The organism is Acinetobacter sp. CIP 102136 (assembly GCF_000369685.1).
Classification (GTDB): domain Bacteria; phylum Pseudomonadota; class Gammaproteobacteria; order Pseudomonadales; family Moraxellaceae; genus Acinetobacter; species Acinetobacter fasciculus.
In genome coordinates, this window is the sequence record NZ_KB850142.1 from 965085 (window position 1) to 983912 (window position 18828).

Here is an 18828-nt window from a genome sequence, read left to right on the forward strand (position 1 = left end):
GAAATAGATAAGATTTAAAAAAGATAAATTCCTATTCCAAATAAAAAGATCAAAAATAAGCTTCATAACCGATTTAGATAATGCTATAAATATCGTATAGCGAAATTGGATTTTATATTATGGAAGATATAACAAGAGAATCGATGGAGTTTGACGTCGTCATCATAGGCGCAGGCCCTGCGGGTCTTTCTGCTGCGATCAAAATCCGTCAACTTGCAATTGAAAACAATTTAAATGATCTGTCCGTGTGTGTCGTGGAAAAAGGCTCTGAAGTCGGTGCACATATTCTCTCGGGCGCGGTGCTTGAACCACGTGCCATGAACGAGTTGTTCCCGAACTGGAAAGATGAAGGCGCGCCTCTCAATGTACCAGTGACCGAAGATAAAACCTTCTTCCTGCTGTCAGATGAAAAATCACAAGAAGCACCACACTGGATGGTACCTAAAACCATGCATAACGATGGCAACTATGTCATCTCACTCGGTAATGTGGTGCGCTGGTTAGGCCAGAAAGCGGAAGAACTGGAAGTGTCGATCTTTCCGGGCTTTGCCGCGTCTGAAATTCTGTATCATGCCGATGGTACAGTCAAAGGCATCCAAACCGGTGATATGGGTATTGGTAAAGATGGCGAACCAACGCATAACTTTACCCCGGGTTATGAACTGCATGCCAAATACACAATTTTCGCTGAAGGCTGTCGTGGTCACTTAGGTAAACGTCTGATCCAGAAGTTCAACCTGGACAAGGACGCTGATCCGCAACACTACGGTATCGGCATTAAAGAGCTTTGGGAAATCGATCCTGCCAAGCATAAACCGGGTCTGGTGATGCATGGTGCCGGCTGGCCATTGAATGAAACCGGTTCTTCAGGTGGCTGGTGGCTTTACCACGCCGAGAATAACCAGGTGACTCTGGGTATGATCGTGGATCTGTCCTACACCAACCCGCACATGTATCCGTTCATGGAAATGCAGCGCTGGAAAACCCATCCGCTGATCAAGCAATATCTGGAAGGCGGTAAGCGTATTTCTTATGGTGCGCGTGCTGTGACCAAAGGTGGTTTTAACTCATTACCAAAATTCACCTTCCCGGGTGGCTCGTTGATTGGGGATGATGCCGGCTTCCTGAACTTTGCCAAGATCAAAGGCTCACATACGGCGATGAAATCCGGCATGCTCTGCGGTGAAGCGGTATTTGAAGCGATTGCTGCCGGTGTAGAAAAAGGCGGTGATCTGGCGGTGGCACGTGTTGTAGAGGGTGAAGATTTCTTTGTGAAAGAACTCACCGCATATACCGACAAGTTTAACAACAGCTGGCTAAAAGAAGAACTCTATAACTCGCGTAACTTTGGTCCGGCAATGCACAAGTTCGGTCAATGGATCGGGGGTGCCTTTAACTTTATCGACCAGAACGTGTTTAAAGTGCCGTTCACCCTGCACGATCTGGTTCAAGATCATGCTGCGTTAAAAACCCAGGCAGCTGAAAGTTTCAAGCCGACCTATCCAAAACCGGATGGCAAGCTGACTTTTGACCGTTTGTCTTCGGTGTTTGTATCAAACACGGTCCATGAAGAAAACCAGCCAGCGCATCTGAAACTCACCGATGCCTCTATTCCGGTGGAAGTGAACCTGCCGAAATGGGATGAGCCTGCACAGCGTTACTGCCCGGCAGGTGTTTATGAAATCATGGAAAATAATGACGGTTCGAAACGCTTCCAGATCAATGCAGCCAACTGTGTGCACTGCAAGACCTGTGACATTAAGGACCCTTCCCAGAACATCACCTGGGTGACACCGGAAGGTGGTGGTGGTCCGAATTACCCGAATATGTAAGGTAATTCCTGTGAATGAGAAAAATACATCTATTTCTCACATTCATATACCCACTCTTGAAGCAGTTAGTATTAACACTTCACTTTAATTTTTTAGGTAATTCCAGTTCCCTCGGGAGCTGGGATTAATAAATTTTCAAATAGAAAAATAGAAAAATAGAAAAATAGAAAAATAGAAAAATAGAAAAATAGAAAAATAGAAAAATAGAAAAATAGAAAAATAGAAAAATAGAAAAGATTGCATATAGGGTCAGAGATAAAAATAGCCTACTCGAAACCGAGTAAGCCATTTTTTAAGATTTAAAACAAATGACGAAAAATTTTAGTCATTCTTCTATGGATTATTGCTGAGCCACAAACTTGGCACGCGCTGCATGCAATTTCTTATAGCTGTCAATTAAACGTAGATGACGATCCAGCCCTTCAAGCTGCATGTTGGTTTCGGTCAAACCATAGAAACGGACTGTTCCTTCAATTGAACCTAAAACGGCATCCATACGGGCATCACCAAACATACGACGGAAGTTGTGTTCATAATCTTCCAGTTCCATTTCATCATCCAGAATGACTTCCAGAACGACATTCATGCACTGGTAGAACAGGCCACGTTCAACGGTATTGGTATTGAACTGCAGGAACTGCTCAACCAGATCTTTGGCTTCTTCAAATTGCTGCAAAGCCACATAAATCAGTAGTTTCAGTTCAAGAATAGTGAGTTGGCCCCATTCAGTATTTTCATCGAACTCGATACCGATCAAGGTTTTGATTTCGGTATAGTCATCCTCATCTGCTTCTTCCAGACGCTCAACCAATGCTTCCAATTGTTCATCATCCAGACGGTGCAGATTCAGGATATCTTCACGATATAACAAAGCCTTGTTGGTATTGTCCCAAACCAGATCTTCTACCAGATAAATTTCCGAATAGCCCGGTACCAGAATACGGCAAGCTGTTGCACCTAGATGCTGATACACCGCCATATAAACTTCATGGCCCATGTCTTCCAGAATCGTGAATAATTCCTGAGCTTCGTCCGCATTCGAATTTTGACCGTTATTAGTGAAATCCCACTCGACAAAATCATAATCTGATTTCGCGCTGAAGAAACGCCAAGACACTACACCGCTCGAGTCGATGAAATGCTCGACGAAGTTATTTGGTTCAGTCACGGCATTACTGCTAAAGGTTGGTTTTGGCAGATCATTCAGACCTTCAAAACTACGGCCTTGCAATAACTCAGTCAGACTGCGTTCTAATGCCACTTCAAAGTTAGGATGGGCACCGAATGAGGCAAATACACCGCCAGTACGCGGGTTCATCAGGGTGACACACATGACCGGGAACTGACCGCCTAAAGATGCATCTTTGACCAGAACCGGGAAGCCCTGTTCTTCTAGGCCTTTAATGCCTTCAACAATTTTTGGATATTTTGCCAGAACATGTTCAGGCACATCCGGTAGTGCCAGTTCACCTTCCAGAATTTCGCGTTTAACAGCACGCTCGAAAATTTCAGACAGACATTGTACTTGCGCTTCAGCCAAGGTATTGCCGGCACTCATCCCGTTACTTAAGTAAAGGTTTTCGATCAGATTCGACGGGAAATAAACGGTTTCACCATCAGACTGACGTACAAATGGCAATGAACAGATACCGCGAGCCTTGTTCCCCGAATTAGTATCATAAAGATGGGTACCCAATAACTCATCTTCTGGATCATAAATTTCACGGGTATGTTCATCTAAAACTTCTGCTGGCAACTCGCCATTTGGACCTGGCTGGAACCATTTTTCATCCGGATAATGCACAAATTCTGCATTGGCAATATCTTCACCCCAGAACTGGTCGTTATAGAAAAAGTTGCAATTCAGACGCTCAATAAATTCGCCCAAGGCAGATGCCAGCGCACTTTCTTTGGTCGAACCCTTACCATTGGTAAAGCACATTGGTGACTGCGCATCACGGATATGTAGCGACCACACATTCGGCACGATATTACGCCAAGACGCGATTTCAATCTTCATGCCAAGGCCTGCCAGAATGGCAGACATATTGGCAATCGTTTCTTCCAGCGGAAGGTCCTTACCCGGAATGAAAGTCGTATGGTCAGAAGCCAGACTTGGCATTAACAAGGCCTGAGCATCTGCATCGATACTTTCTACTTCTTCAATGACAAATTCAGGACCGGTTTGAATTACTTTTTTGACGGTACAACGGTCGATCGAACGTAAAATTCCCTGGCGGTCTTTTTCAGAAATATCAGCCGGTAGTTCCACCTGAATTTTAAAAATCTGTTTATATCGGTTTTCAGGATCAACGATATTGTTTTGAGATAGGCGGATATTGTCGGTCGGAATATCACGTGCCGCGCAATAGACTTTGACAAAATAAGCCGCACATAAAGCTGAAGATGCCAGAAAATAATCGAATGGGCCGGGTGCCGAACCATCGCCTTTATAGCGGATCGGCTGATCGGCGATTACCGTGAAGTCATCGAACTTGGCTTCCTGACGAAGATTATCGAGATAATTGACCTTAATTTCCATGTGGATACCTAAATATTCTTATGTGCCGTCACGGACAGATAAGATGCTGAATCTGAATATACAAGCCGGTTCACGGAGGAGAACTTGAATGAAAAATAGAAAATGGTCAGGTTATACCATTTGACGAAGTGTCTGGATAACGCTGCCGAGAATGGGCGCTATTATAGAATTATTTTATGAAATTGATAATATTTGTCTGAAATTCTGGCAGATTAAACCAGATCCTCAGTCTTTCCTGAGCTGCCGGAGCATGAATCAACTTCAAGTCATGGCTTATACTATTAATCAAAGTTGCAGATAAGGCAGATTTTCACCCGCCTAGTCTGAATGATTTCATAATTTTAAAAATCATAACTCAGTGCAAATACTGCAAGATTACGCTGCTTGTCATCATAGCGGTCATAACCGCCAAAGATATATTCACCTGACACACTCAACTGCGGTAAAAGCGCATAACTGAGTCCGGCAGAAGCATAACGAAAGGCAAACTGCTTTTCGGTATCGCCCAGTTCACCGCCCTCATATTTGCCTTCATCGTTAAAATAGCTTCCTGCTGCTGTAATGCTGGCATTGAGACGATCATTCAACTGATGGTTCAGGTTAAGCGTATAAAAAGTATCGCCCTGATTGGCATAAGCCACATCATACAGATAGGTCGATACGCTGGCGCCGATACTGGTTTGATCATTCAACGCACGACTTACATTTAAGCCCAACTCATTTCCAGTGGTGTTCTCACCGCCCGGATAATAATAGGTCGCATTCCATAAATCCCAGTCATAATTTTCGCTGCTATAGGTATAACCCAGCAGAAAATCATGCTCGAATTTGTCTGAACGATGTCCCGGACGCCCCTGCACTTCTGCATAAGAGTATCCAAGCGTAGATCCCCAATATCCAACATAAAAATTGCCATAAGCCAGATTCAATGCAGCCTGTACAGCAACGTCGTCATTTTCAGGTGCATTGGTCAAACCACGGGAGACGTACTTGGAGACCACACTCAAGTTTCCGCTTGCTTCTATTTTTTTTACTTCCGCATCATCAGCATAACAGTAAAAACTTGAAACAGCAGCACAGCCAAACAGCACTGTTTGATTGAATATTTTCATAAAATATAAATTGTATTAAGCAAAGCCGGAGATAAAACGAAAGCAGTCGAGATTTTATCTCCGTTTTGGGGAAAAAATTGAAATTCGTTTTACTCCTGCTTTACTAGACGACAGGAATAAAACCATGATTTAAGCGCGAGGCGCCTTGTAAAAAGGTGCAGATGAAGGCGCAAGAGGAGGTTTGCCACGAATATGGTCTGCCAGTTTTTCAGCGATCATAATCGTAGTTGCATTGAGGTTGCCGGTAATGATCAAAGGCATTATCGAGGCATCAATCACACGCAGACCCTGCATTTCATGTACGCGTCCATAACCATCGACAACCGCCATGTCATCCTCACCCATTTTACAGCTACACGATGGATGATACGCGGTTTCTGCATGATTACGAACAAATTCATCAATTTCAGCATCTGTTTGTAGATGTTTTCCCGGACTGATTTCTTCACCACGATAGGGATCCAATGCCGGCTGATGCATAATTTCCCGGGTAATGCGGATGGCATCGCGGAATTCACGCCAGTCCTGCTCGGTACTCATATAATTAAACAGAATACTTGGATGTTCAAACGGGTCTTTGGATTTCAGACGAACACGGCCACGTGACGGCGAACGCATAGAGCCCACATGAGCCTGGAAGCCATGTTCATGAATGGCATTGGTGCCATTATAATTAATGGCCACAGGCAGGAAATGATACTGGATATTGGGCCATTCAAATTCGTCGGAAGAGCGGATAAAACCACCGGCTTCAAACTGGTTGCTGGCTCCAATACCTTTACCTAAAAATAACCATTCAGCGCCAATCATCGGCTGGTTATACCACTTGAGTGCCGGATATAAGCTAACCGGTTTTTTGCATTTATATTGCAGGTACATTTCCAGATGGTCTTGCAGGTTTTCACCCACACCAGGCAAATCCTGAACCACAGGAATATCCAGACTTTTTAACAGTTCGGCCGGACCTACACCGGAGCGTTGCAGGATTTGCGGCGAGGCAATTGCACCTGCACATAGCAATACTTCACGGTCTGCAAAGACCTGAATCGGCTGTAAGGTATTTTGTCCTTCAAAATATTCCACACCAATCGCCTGATTACGATTAAACAGAATACGGTTGGTCATGGCGTGGGTAATAATCGTGAGATTATCCCGGCCTTTGGCTATATCGAGATAACCACGTGCTGTACTGGAACGACGGCCTTGCGGCGTTACAGTACGGTCCATCGGCCCAAAACCTTCCTGCTGATAGCCATTCAGGTCATCAGTACGTGGATAACCGGCCTGTACACCTGCCTCGACCATGGCATGGAACAGTTCATTATTGCCATTTTTAGGTGTTGCCACCGAAACCGGTCCAGAATCACCATGATAATCATTGCCGCCAATATCGCGCGTTTCAGCTTTTTTATAATACGGCAGACATTCGGCATAGCTCCAGTGTTCTAGCCCCTTCAGGCTGGCCCACTGTTCCAGATCCATGGCATTACCGCGAATGTAACACATGCCGTTAATTAATGAAGAACCGCCCAGACCTTTTCCGCGCCCGCATTCCATACGACGATTATTCATATGAGGTTCGGGGTCGGTCAGATAGGCCCAGTTATAGCGTCGTCCCTGTAATGGATAAGCCAATGCAGCCGGCATTTGTGTTCTGAAATCTAGACGATAATCTGGTCCACCCGCTTCCAGCAACAGGACTTTTACATCCGGATCTTCAGTTAAACGCGCTGCTAGCACATTTCCTGCCGAACCTGCGCCAATAATAATATAGTCGTAATTCATCAAATCCCCCTTATGCGCTGAATACAGACTGGAAAGGACTGAGTTCGACCTGAACCGATTTGGTCTGGGTGTAATGCTGTAAGGTCACAAGCCCATTTTCACGGCCAACACCTGAATGTTTATAACCACCAACCGGCATTTCTGCAGGTGATTCACCCCAGGTATTGATCCAGCAGATACCTGCTTCGATCTGATGAATAATTCGGTGTGCACGGGCTAAGTCTGGTGTGACGACACCTGCGGCCAGACCATAATCGGTATCATTGGCACGACGAATGGCTTCTTGCTCGGTGTCATAACTCAGAATACTCATGACTGGACCGAAGATTTCTTCACGTACAATGGTCATGTCATCGCGGCAGTCGGTAAATACGGTTGGCAGGACATAAGCCCCTTGGGCAAACTGTCCATCCTCAGCACGGCCGCCACCACACAATAAGCGTGCACCTTCGATCTTGCCCTGTTCAATATAGCCCAGCACTTTTTCCATATGAGAGAAGCTGGACACTGGACCAAAATTGGTCTCAGGATCAAGTGGATCACCCATACGGATATGTTCAACACGCTGCAAAATCTTTTCTTCAAATTCTGCTTTCAATGCCAAAGGCACAAATACGCGAGTACCGTTGGTACACACCTGACCGGAACTATAGAAATTGGCCATCATGGCAATATCGGCCGCCAAATCCAGATCGGCATCTTCACAGATAATCAGCGGAGACTTACCGCCCAGCTCCATCGTGACTTCTTTCAGGCTAGAATTTGCAGCTTGCGCCATGACCTTTTTGCCGGTAGAAACGCCACCGGTAAACGACACTTTGGCAATATCAGGATGCGAAGTCAGATAACCACCAATTTCACCACTGCCGGTAACCACATTAAAGACACCATGCGGCACACCTGCTTCAGTATAAATTTCTGCCAGTTTTAATGCAGTTAAAGGCGTCACTTCACTGGCTTTAAAGATCATGGCATTGCCTGCTGCCAGTGCAGGTGCAGATTTCCATAAGGCAATTTGAACCGGATAATTCCATGCACCAATCCCGGCAACCACACCCAAAGGTTCACGGCGAGTATAAACAAACGAACTGCTTCTGAGCGGGATTTGCTGGCCTTCTAATGCTGGCAAAATACCTGCATAGTATTCGAGTACATCTGCACCTGTCGCAATATCGACGGTGGATGTTTCACTGAAAGCTTTACCACTGTCGAGACTTTCTAAACGCGCCAGCTCGTCATTACGTTCGCGAAGAATAGCGACAGCCTTGTTCAAAATACGGGAACGTTGGATCGCCGTCATTTCTGCCCAGACTTTTTGGCCTTGCTGTGCCGATTCAACAGCGCGATCGATATCATCTTGTGTACATACCTGCACGTCTGCCAGAACTTCGCCAGTTGCAGGATTAATCGTTTGAAACGTGCTATTGGACGTTGCATCGACATATTGTCCATGAATATAAGGACGTTGCAGTTTGAATGTTGTCAATGGAATCTCCTCGCAGGTGGATTATTTGAGTTGTTGCCGGATATATTCACTACACAGTTCAATCGGCAGTTCTGGGTCAATTTCGCCATTTACCAAAGCACCTCTTAACCAGAATCCGTCAATCAATGCTGCCAGACCTTGAGCGGCTTTCTCTGCCTGGTCTTTATTTAACCTTTTCATGAATTCGTATTTAAGATTGGAATGTAAACGGTAATGATTGATCTGCTGTAAACGGTGTAATTCAGGTTGGTGCAAACTGCTAGCCCAGAACGCCAACCAGACTTTCATGGCCGCCTTATCCGTTTGTGGAGCAGCAAAATTACCACGTACGATCGCTAACAAGCGCTGCTCCGGTAAGTCATCAACCTGTATCTTTATCTGTGCAACAGATTTACCCAATTGCTGCAATAAGTAACGCATTGTGGCTTCAATCAAGCCATTTTTACCTTGAAAATAATGACTTATGATGCCGGTTGAGACACCTGCCCTCTGAGCAATCTGACTAATTGAAGCTTCTGCAAAACCTAGCTCATTCACTGCAGCTAAGGTGGCATCGATCAGTTGCTGGCGACGGATCGGTTGCATACCAACTTTTGGCATAGGACTAACCTGAATAACGGATGTAACAATAAAAAATCACTCTGCTAAAGCAAATAGCTGAATGATGTAACAATTCATAAACGCTTTTTTAATTGAACGTTCAATTAATAAAAATTATAGTGCCAGCTCACCCTTGATGTACAGCGCAGTTTGTTTTGGATTTGCAAAAGTTTGTAATTCACGAAAACAAGGAAGCTTTACCGCAGGCTTTTGCTTTTAAATCACACTGCACTGTAGATCATCCGGCAACAACACGATGGTCATGGATTTATGCAAAAGAAAAATGAAGAGATGCAAGATGGTCTGAATAAAGTAGTTTTTTATTTTTCGGCGACGCTTATTCTGCTGTTTTCTATCATTACCATTTTATTTAATGAACAAGCCAATCAAGTCATTATCAATATTTTAAACTGGGTCAGTCGTACCTTTAGCTGGTATTACCTGCTAGCGGCAACGCTGTATCTGGTATTTATCGTCTTTATTGCCTGTTCACGTTATGGCGAGATTAAACTCGGCCCTAAACATTCCAAACCAGAATTTAGCCTGCTGAGTTGGTCGGCGATGCTATTTTCTGCCGGAATCGGGATTGACCTGATGTTTTTCTCAGTGGCGGAACCGCTTTCGCATTATATAAATCCGCCTGTAGGCGAAGGTGAAACCTTCGAAGCTGCGCGCCAGTCCATGGTATGGACCCTGTTTCACTACGGTTTAACCGGCTGGAGTATGTATGCACTGATTGGGGTCGCGCTAGGTTATTTCAGCTATCGCTACAATTTACCGCTCACCATTCGATCAGCACTCTATCCTATTTTCGGAAAAAGAATTAATGGTCCAATTGGCCATACTGTGGATACGGCTGCAGTACTCGGCACAATTTTCGGGATTGCCACGACATGCGGGATTGGCGTTGTGCAATTAAATTACGGCCTGCATGTGCTGTTTGATTTACCGGAAAATATCTGGATTCAAACCGCACTCATCGCCGTTGCTGTGATTATTACTATTATTTCAGTCACTGCCGGTGTCAATAAAGGCATCCGGATCCTGTCTGAGATTAATATCTATGTGTCAATTGGGCTGCTGCTATTCATTCTGTTTGTAGGAAATACCGAGTTTTTATTAGCCGCCTTGATTCAAAATTTTGGTGACTATATCAGCCAGTTCCCGAAACTTTCTTTAACCAGTTTTCCTTTTGAGCAACCGAAAGAGTGGATGAATAGCTGGACCCTGTTCTTCTGGGCATGGTGGATCGCCTGGTCACCTTTTGTTGGTCTGTTCCTGGCCCGTATTTCCCGTGGTCGTACCATTCGCGAATTTGTCACCGGGACTTTGGTTATTCCTCTGTTATTTACCCTGACCTGGTTGTCTATTTTCGGTAACAGTGCTTTATACAGCGTGATTTTTGATGGTAATACTCAACTTGCTACGACAGTTTTAGAAAATCCGGCACATGGTTTTTATGATCTGCTGGCGCAGTATCCAGGCTTTATGTTTACTGCAGGTGTCGCCACCATTACCGGCTTACTGTTCTATGTGACCTCAGCGGACTCGGGGGCATTGGTATTGGGAAATTTCACCACCAAATTCACTAATATTGAACATGATTCACCGCGCTGGCTGAGTGTGTTCTGGGCCATTGCCATCGGTTTGCTGACTTTGGCAATGCTCATGGCGAATGGCGTAACAGCATTACAGAACACCACGATTATTATGGGCCTGCCTTTTAGTTTCGTGATTTTCTTTGTGATGGCCGGACTGTATAAGTCCTTGCGTCTGGAGGATTTTCGGCAGGCCAGTACCAGTCTGAATGCTGCGCCTGTGGTCGGTAATGTGGATATCCTGAACTGGAAGAAGCGTCTGAGCCGGGTCATGCTGCATCCAAGCCTGTCCCAGACCCGGACCATGCTGGATAATGTTTGCAAACCAGCCATTGAGGCCGTTGCAACCGAGTTAATTGACAAAGGCATTCAAGTAAATATTCAGGAAAAATCGCTTGAGGAAGAACCTGAACTGTATCACCTTGATCTGACCATTCAGCTCGGTGAAGAAGAAAACTTTGTCTATGAAATATGGCCGGTACGCTATGACACGCCAAATTTCAGTTCACGTGGTAAACGAACCAAACGTTATTACTATCGTCTGGAAAGTTATCTGTTTGAAGGCTCTCAGGGAAACGATCTGGTCGGTTACAGTAAGGAACAGGTGATCAATGACATCCTGGATAAATATGAACGCCATATGATGTATCTACATATTAACCGTATTAGCCCAGGTAAACGTCCGCTGTTCCCGGATCGTGAAATCTAGGATCTCTCAACTACGTAAGGACTCAATGATGTCAGAAAGTTTGAATGCCTTTGCCCTGTTTTTCTCCCTGCTCAATCCATTTTTGATGAGTATTTACATGCTCGGAATTATCCGTAATTCCGATGCAAAAGTATTCAACATGGCATTGATTCAAGGCAGTCTGATCAGCTTTATTGTGTTCATCATTTTTGCAAAAACCGGTGAAGCCTTCTTTAATGAAGTCTTGCATGTACGGTTTGAGTCCTTCCAGATTTTTGGCGGTATTATCTTTTTGGTGATCGGCTATCGTTATGTCTTTGAAGGTGCTGATACGATTGGCGTGATGCGTGGAGCGCCCAGTCATCTGGCGGGCACGATTGCCATGCCGTTTATGATCGGTCCGGGTACCATTTCGGCATCTGTGATCACCGGCATACAGCTCAGTTTGATGCAAACCATTCTGGTGATTTTTTCTACGCTGTTTCTGACTTGTAGCCTGCTGATCCTGATGAAATATCTGCATGATCATTTACAACATAAATATTCCAACTACATTGACCTGTATGTCGATATTGTCGGTCGTGTTGCTGCGCTTCTGATTGGTACGATTGCCATCGATATGATTGTGACAGGCGTTACCGGAATTTTAGAAACCTGATAAACCTTTTCTATCAATAAATAAAAAGAGCGGTTTTCACCGCTCTTTTTTTGATTTTAAAAATTAAAATTTAAATGACACACCGGCATAAGTAGAAAAACCTTCACCTGGTGAAGATCGCGCTACATCAGCACCTTTATCATTCAGACCAGGAATCACGACCGCAGCATATTTCTCATCCTTGATATTTTTAAAGTTGATCCAGGTTTTCCACGATTGATGTTCTGGTGCATAACCCACGTCAATGCCCCAGATCTGATAGTCATCACTGAATCGGCTATTGGCATAATCATGTGCCATCTTCGATGCATATTCGGTATTCAAACCAATATAGAGGCCATTATTCAAGGCATAACTTAGTTGAGCCTGATACAGATGTTTAGGGATTCCTGGCAACTGGTTCTTGCCAAACAATGGATCATTTTTGTACTGGAAATCGCTAAGGGTATAAGCCTGTTGCAGACGCAGTTCGCCATATTGGGATTCATGCAATGGCGTATCTAGACTTAGCTCCACCCCTTGATGAATCGTTGGCGTGGCATTCGATTCAACAGCAATTGGCTCTGAAGGTCGATTCGATCCATCTTCATAGGTTTTAATCATTTCAGAGGTTAACAGTTCATTTTTCACTTTGGAATAATAATAACTCAGTGCCCAATCTCCAAAGCCTGATTGTCCACGTCCACCCAGTTCAAAGCTATTGGCGGTTTGCGTGTCCAAATAGATTGGCGCGCGCACCCGGCCAGAAGCGACACCACTGTCAAAATAATACGGTGAAGACCAAGCCATCGCCCAAGGATGTGCTGGCTCAATGCTGCGGCTTAAATTGGCAAACCATTGCACAGACTCATTCGGCTGATAGGTCAAACCAAGTCGTGGTGCAAAATTCCATTCATAACGGCTGACTTCAGGACTCGCCACAGGATAAGTTACTTCACTTTCCCGATGGGTATACACCGCTGCCAGTCCCAAATCTAATTTGAACTGATCATTTAATGTGGTTTCCTGATCAAATTGCAGGACGTTGTCTGAACCGCGATAGGTATAACGGCGGGTAACGGTATCTGCCGGATACAAAGTTCCATCAATAGTCGTATCACGTCGGATGGTTTCCGTTACACCACTGTCCGGACGATGAGTCGTGCTGCGCAAGGCAATACGCCCCTGATGCTCCAGACCTAGAAACTGGTAAGGTTTTTCATACTGGAAGCGCGCTGTAATATCTTCATAATCGACATTGGTACGATAACTGCTTTCACGTAAATCCAGCGGATAATGATGATAAGCCAGACTGCCAGTCAGTTTTGCATCATCCTGTAAATTCCAGGTCGTGGTATTGGCCAGCCAAGTACTGCCCGGCTGAATCCGTTTGGCATCTACCGCTAAATTAAAGCTATTCGCTGCTTCAGGATCATTTTTGAGCTGTTCTTGTGTAATCCGTCCTGGAGTTAAATGCTTGCTCTCACGGTAACGAGCATAAAAACGGGTTTCGATATCCGGACTGATCTGATAGCCCAAATTAAAAGCCAGACCCTTACCATCGCCTTCAGCATGATCCTGAATTCCATCAAACTGGGTACTCGTCAGCGCCAGATAATAATCCATCTGATCCAGCTTTCGGCCGGTACTAAACTGATATTTTTGATAACCATGGCTGCCCATTTCATATTTGAGTTCAGAGCCATCCTGATCTGCGCCGGTCTTGGTTCTATAGTTGATTGTTCCACCTAAGGCCAGTCCGCCTTGCTTAAAGCCATTGGCTCCGCGATAAACCCCGACATGATCAATCCACCAGGGTTCTAGTAGTTCATACGCTGTACCGCCCGGCCCGGTAAATGGAATATCGTCAATCAGGACGTGCGTACCGGATGCGTGTGCACCTGAAGTCCGGTTGATTCCTGAGCCACGGATCGATATTTTTGCACCTTCATTCCCTGCAGACTGGGCATAAATTCCTGGCTGTAAACGGAACACATCGGCTGTGGTTGCAAGTCGCTGCTGTTCTAATTGCTGCTCACCAATGAAATTCGTTCCTCCTGAAACCTGAGCCAGCTCTTTCTGATATTGCTGCTGCGGATTGGCATTTTGCTCAGCGCTGATCACAATAGTATTCAGCTGTTGAAGATTGTCCGGTTCTACGGCAGTTTCAGCATAAAGATGACCTGAGACAATCGACAGAATCATGAGGCTCAGCGGGCTTTTCTTGAGAGGAATTTTTGTCATGTGCATGGCGATTTTATACAGTCCTGTATAAGTGATTCCGTTTTATGAGAGGAAATCAGTTTAAAAATTATGCTGTAGCATAGATCAACATTGTTATTTTCCGGAGTTATTTTCTGCCAAAAAATTGACTGATCAGCGTATGTTTTTTCATTTTATTTAATCTTTTTATTAAAAATCAACTTGCAAGATCAAAACCACATCCTCACAAGTTCCAAGAACTTAATTTTTAAGTGACTGATATTTAATAATATGTAATTTAATTCTGCACAGATGTATTTCCACCTGGCAAAATGTGATAAGTAGAAAAATTTATAATCGACCAAACCAGTTCTTTAATTTCGAAAGTTGGCCGAAGTTGTATATTTTCTGATTTAAAGTAGACAAGATTAACCTCATCACCTTATAGAAAAATTGAAATCCTTGAGAGAAAAACAATCAATTTTTAAAAATCCTGACGATGCAGGATTTTTAAAAATAACGGACTAAATATATTTAACTATTCGCAAATTAGCTGTAATAGACCTGTCTTTTCTTGGAAAACCGATCCAGCTGTTTCAAGAAGCCTTCAAAATAATCTTTCTGTTTTTCTTCTGTGCGATAGCCGGCGTATAAAGTTCGACGTAAGCCTTCAGGCGCCACACAGTCGAGGCGGCGTGAAGTGACCCAGCCTTTCTGCTCATATTCATTTACCACCCAATCAGGTAATGCACCAATCCCGCGACCACTTGCCACCAGCTGAATCAGCATTTGGGTCAAGTCGGTGGTACGAATGGCTTTTGGTAGAATATTAGCGGGAATAAACAAACGCGACATGATGTCCAAACGGTGTTTATCCACCGGATAAGTCACCAGCGTTTCTTCAGCAAGTTCCTGAACAGTAATCTCTTTCGCACGTACTAATGGATGGGTATTGGATAAAACCAAGCGTGATTCGTATTCAAATATTGGAAAATATTCAATGCCTTTAAGCGCAATCGGATCAGCCGTAATCAGCAGATCAAACTCTCCAGTTTGCAATAATTCATGCGGATTCGACTCAAAACCTGAGGCAAAGTCCAGGTCTACATCCGGATATTGCATCCGGTATTGATTGAGTAGCGGCATCAACCAGTCAAAACAGCTATGACATTCAGAGGAAAAAACAATTCGTCCGGTCTGACCATGCACAATGCGGCTGATATCACTCTGTGCAATTTGAACTTGCGGTAATATTTCATCTGCCAGTTTTAGCAACCGCTCTCCAACATTTGAAAAGCTCACAGGGCGACTACGCCGATTGACCACTTCAATGCCGAACCATTGGTCGAGTTCACGTAGCTGATGTGACAAGGCCGATGGGGTTAAACATAAATCACTTGCTGCTGCAACCAGGGAACCATGCTCCCGCAGAGCAGTTAAAGTTCTTAAATGGCGAAGTTCTATCATGGAAAATACCGGAAATTTCAAAAGGCGGATGACACTTAATCTGTCTTAAGCATAACCCATTTTTCTTATTTTATTTAGTTTTTCTCATTTCAAAACCAGAATAATGAGATATATTCAACTATTAGGTTTATAGGTTTAAATTACTATTCCCTTAATTTCATTAATTTAATTTTCTTGGTTAACTTAACCATCATTAAAATAACCCATAAAATATTGATTAAACTTACAGCAGCAACAAGATAGAAAACTAACTCCGGTATAAAAGTCACAGAATAATTTTGCTGCACTCATACAATAAAAATTAGAAAGTATTTTAGAGGATGAAAGACTATGTCGAATCCAATCGATCGAAATGATGGAGAACTCACTGAAGAACAACTTGATCCTCAAGAAAAACAGGATCGTGAGATCCAGCGAGGTCAATTAGGCCTTCATGATCCACAGAGACAACGTGATCAGCTGCGTCAGGAAAGACAGGATGAGGAACAAATTCAGTAATTTTCCCTGAGATGCAAAATAAAAAACTCCCCATTCTTAAAATAGATGGGGAGTTTTTTTTCAGTATTAAAAAGTTAGGGACTAGTTTTTCGCATCACCACATCTTATACATCTGATCTAATCTGAACAGCTCACCTTCTTCGATGAGTGCTATTTTACTATTTCGTTTCTGTAGAGGCTTTTGCTTGTAGGGACTGCGCTTGTATTTCTGCCGTTTTTTTCTTGGCCTGAATTTGTGCCGCTATTTCCTGATTTTTCTCAGCAAAACGCAAGCCACCATCTCCGGCGAGACTGGTTTGGCTCATCACCATGCTGCTGCTCAAGATTAAAATCAGCTTAAAAAATTGAATTTTCATGTCTCATCTGCCTTTTTATTCTAATGGTATTAAAAATAAGCAATTATTATTCCAATGTTTTTATGCTTACTTAGATTTTAACTGCACTTTCTATTTTATAGGGATAATCTTCGAAAACACAGAGTCAATCATCGTAAAAATATAAAAATCTGCAATAAGAATAAATAGATATTTTGACTACATCTCAGCTCAAATCATATCTGATTTTTTACTTCAGTCAAAAAAAATCGTTCAACAGCTTATTTGGATTATTTTCATTGGCTAAAATATAGTGCAAACACCCAGAGCAATAACAAAAAAAGAATCGCTGTGCAGGATTTCCAGAAAGTGACTGGATGCTTTTCAAGCATAGGACGTGAAACTGATTTTTTAAATTTGAGATCTGGGTGTTTCAGATCATATATAAAGGCTGAAAGTGCTTCATAGCGCTGCTCCGGGCGAATGGAAAGCGCTTTTTTAAAGATGGCGTCCAAGCCATGCGGCAGATCCGGTCGATACTCATAGAGCGGATGATATCGAACCTGCTTTAAGGCCTTTTCGGTCTTGCAGCGCGCGAGGTCTGTCCCATAAGGCAATTGTCTGGTCAATAAATAATAACTCATCACCGCCAGCGAGAACTGATCTGATTTTACTGAGGGCGAGTGTCCAATAAAATACTCAGGTGCCATAAAGGCCAGAGTTCCCAAAGGAACGTCTGCATGTTTGGGATTCAGTTCAACCAGACCTCTGACCGCTGTCGATCCATAATCAATCAGTTTCACTTTTAAAGCATCAGCAGGTTCAAGCAGCATGACATTTTCTGGCCGTACATCCTGGTGCAGCATTTCAAGACGGTGCATGGCATTCAGTGCCTTGGCCACCTGCTCAATGATCGGGAGCAACTGCTGTAAAGTTAAAGCTGTTTTTTGACGATGCAGCCAGCGACTTAAGCTTTCCCCTTGCAAGTATTCATAACTTTGAAATAAAAATTTTTTGCTACCCTTATGCGGATAACATTGCAGCAGATTTTCATGTTTTAAGCGTTTCGATACCCATTCTTCTAACTGAAATTGTTCTACGGCTTTGAGATCATCCTGCACATCGACAGACAAGGTTTTAATGACCAACTGATTTTGTGTCGCTTCATCATGCGCCAAATAGAGGCTGCTGCGATGATTTTGGTGCAGGATTTTATCAATCCGATAACCTTCAAACAGATCACCATGACTTAGCTGTTGTGGAAATAAAACATGACTTTTAATCTGGAAGTATTTTTCCTCTGGTAGTTGATCCACTTTAATGATTTGAATGGTGAGATTGTCATCACTGCCCCGTTTAAAGGCTAGCTCGACTATAGACTTGGCAATGATATCCAGATGTTGTTGCTGTTGTAGCATCTCCGATATGAGCTGCATATCAATAAACTCATAGACTCCATCTGTCATCAAGATAAAGAAATCATCTTCACATAATTCAAGCTGCTGATAATCGACGTCGATACGATGGTCGGCACCCAGTGCACGACTTAAATAATGTTCTGTTGATGACAGGCAAATACGGTGATCAGCCGTCAACTGTTCAATGACTTGTGCCTGAATGCGATAAATCCGGCTGTCGCCAGCATGAAAGATATGTGCCCTATTTTGTTTCAAAATCAGTGCACTAAAGGTGCAGACATAACCCTGATCTTTATCAAAACGCCCGCGGCTCTGCTGGGTTTGTGCATAGAGCCAGGAGTTGGTCGCACGAATGACCCGTGCCGCTGAAGTTTGGGTACTCCATGCATCTGAAGTCGAATAATAATCCGATAGAAAACTGCTGACAGCAGTTTCTGCTGCAATATGACTGACATTGCTGCTGCTGATTCCGTCTGCAATTGCACAGGCAATGCCCTTACTGCTAAGCGCATGGCCTTCCGGAATATAGACCCCATGAAAGTCCTGATTCTGTGCTTTAATTCCAGCGGAAGAATATTGCCCAATGCTGATCTTTAATTTTTTATTCATTTTAAATACTCAAAAAGGGATCGAATTGATCCCTTTAATC

Annotated in this window: 13 protein-coding genes; 4 read left to right on the forward strand and 9 right to left on the reverse strand. The window is 43.7% G+C overall.

Going from position 1 to position 18828, the window contains the following annotated elements:
• Positions 1–119 precede the first annotated feature (119 nt).
• Positions 120–1832 carry an electron transfer flavoprotein-ubiquinone oxidoreductase gene (locus F893_RS10125; RefSeq protein ID WP_005251810.1) on the forward strand — a complete coding sequence of 571 codons (1713 nt, stop codon included), beginning with the start codon at positions 120–122 and terminating at the stop codon, positions 1830–1832.
• Positions 1833–2172: 340 nt separating this feature from the next.
• Here the strand turns inward: F893_RS10125 and F893_RS10130 are convergent, their stop codons facing one another.
• The 5 genes from F893_RS10130 to betI all read right to left on the reverse strand — a co-directional run bounded on the left by F893_RS10130 (position 2173) and on the right by betI (position 9357).
• Positions 2173–4374 carry an OsmC domain/YcaO domain-containing protein gene (locus F893_RS10130; protein ID WP_005251812.1) on the reverse strand — a complete coding sequence of 734 codons (2202 nt, stop codon included), beginning with the start codon at positions 4372–4374 and terminating at the stop codon, positions 2173–2175.
• 341 nt (positions 4375–4715) lie between these two features.
• Positions 4716–5486, reverse strand: a complete 771-nt coding sequence (locus F893_RS10135) for a TorF family putative porin (RefSeq protein WP_005251813.1) — start codon at positions 5484–5486, stop codon at positions 4716–4718.
• Between the two features lie 129 nt (positions 5487–5615).
• Complete coding sequence (gene betA / locus F893_RS10140; RefSeq protein ID WP_005251817.1) at positions 5616–7271, reverse strand: choline dehydrogenase; 1656 nt, start codon at positions 7269–7271, stop codon at positions 5616–5618.
• Between the two features lie 10 nt (positions 7272–7281).
• A complete protein-coding gene (gene betB, locus F893_RS10145; protein ID WP_005251819.1) occupies positions 7282–8757 on the reverse strand; it encodes a betaine-aldehyde dehydrogenase in 1476 nt (491 codons plus the stop codon).
• A 21-nt stretch (positions 8758–8778) separates the two neighbouring features.
• Positions 8779–9357 (reverse strand): transcriptional regulator BetI, encoded by a 579-nt coding sequence (betI, locus tag F893_RS10150; RefSeq protein ID WP_005251820.1) that lies wholly within the window; start codon positions 9355–9357, stop codon positions 8779–8781.
• A 270-nt stretch (positions 9358–9627) separates the two neighbouring features.
• Between betI and F893_RS10155 the strand changes: the two genes are divergently transcribed.
• Positions 9628–11664, forward strand: a complete 2037-nt coding sequence (locus F893_RS10155; protein ID WP_005251821.1) for a choline transporter — start codon at positions 9628–9630, stop codon at positions 11662–11664.
• A 28-nt stretch (positions 11665–11692) separates the two neighbouring features.
• Complete coding sequence (locus tag F893_RS10160; RefSeq protein WP_004280329.1) at positions 11693–12301, forward strand: MarC family protein; 609 nt, start codon at positions 11693–11695, stop codon at positions 12299–12301.
• A gap of 63 nt (positions 12302–12364) precedes the next feature.
• On the opposite strand, the gene F893_RS10165 is transcribed toward F893_RS10160, so the two are convergent.
• Together F893_RS10165 and F893_RS10170 are read right to left on the reverse strand one after the other, a co-directional pair.
• Positions 12365–14530: a TonB-dependent receptor family protein gene (locus F893_RS10165; protein WP_005251822.1), complete on the reverse strand. Its 2166-nt coding sequence runs from the start codon at positions 14528–14530 to the stop codon at positions 12365–12367.
• Between the two features lie 501 nt (positions 14531–15031).
• Positions 15032–15949 (reverse strand): LysR family transcriptional regulator, encoded by a 918-nt coding sequence (locus tag F893_RS10170; protein WP_004646984.1) that lies wholly within the window; start codon positions 15947–15949, stop codon positions 15032–15034.
• A 330-nt stretch (positions 15950–16279) separates the two neighbouring features.
• On the opposite strand from F893_RS10170, the gene F893_RS18115 reads away from it, so the two are divergent.
• Positions 16280–16447, forward strand: a complete 168-nt coding sequence (locus tag F893_RS18115; RefSeq protein WP_005251823.1) for a hypothetical protein — start codon at positions 16280–16282, stop codon at positions 16445–16447.
• 158 nt (positions 16448–16605) lie between these two features.
• Here F893_RS18115 and F893_RS10175 read toward each other — a convergent pair whose 3' ends face one another.
• Entirely contained in the window at positions 16606–16803 is a 198-nt protein-coding gene (locus F893_RS10175) for a hypothetical protein (RefSeq protein ID WP_004646985.1), read from the reverse strand.
• Between the two features lie 254 nt (positions 16804–17057).
• Positions 17058–18788: a bifunctional protein-serine/threonine kinase/phosphatase gene (locus F893_RS10180; RefSeq protein ID WP_005251833.1), complete on the reverse strand. Its 1731-nt coding sequence runs from the start codon at positions 18786–18788 to the stop codon at positions 17058–17060.
• Between the last annotated feature and the right edge of the window lie 40 nt (positions 18789–18828).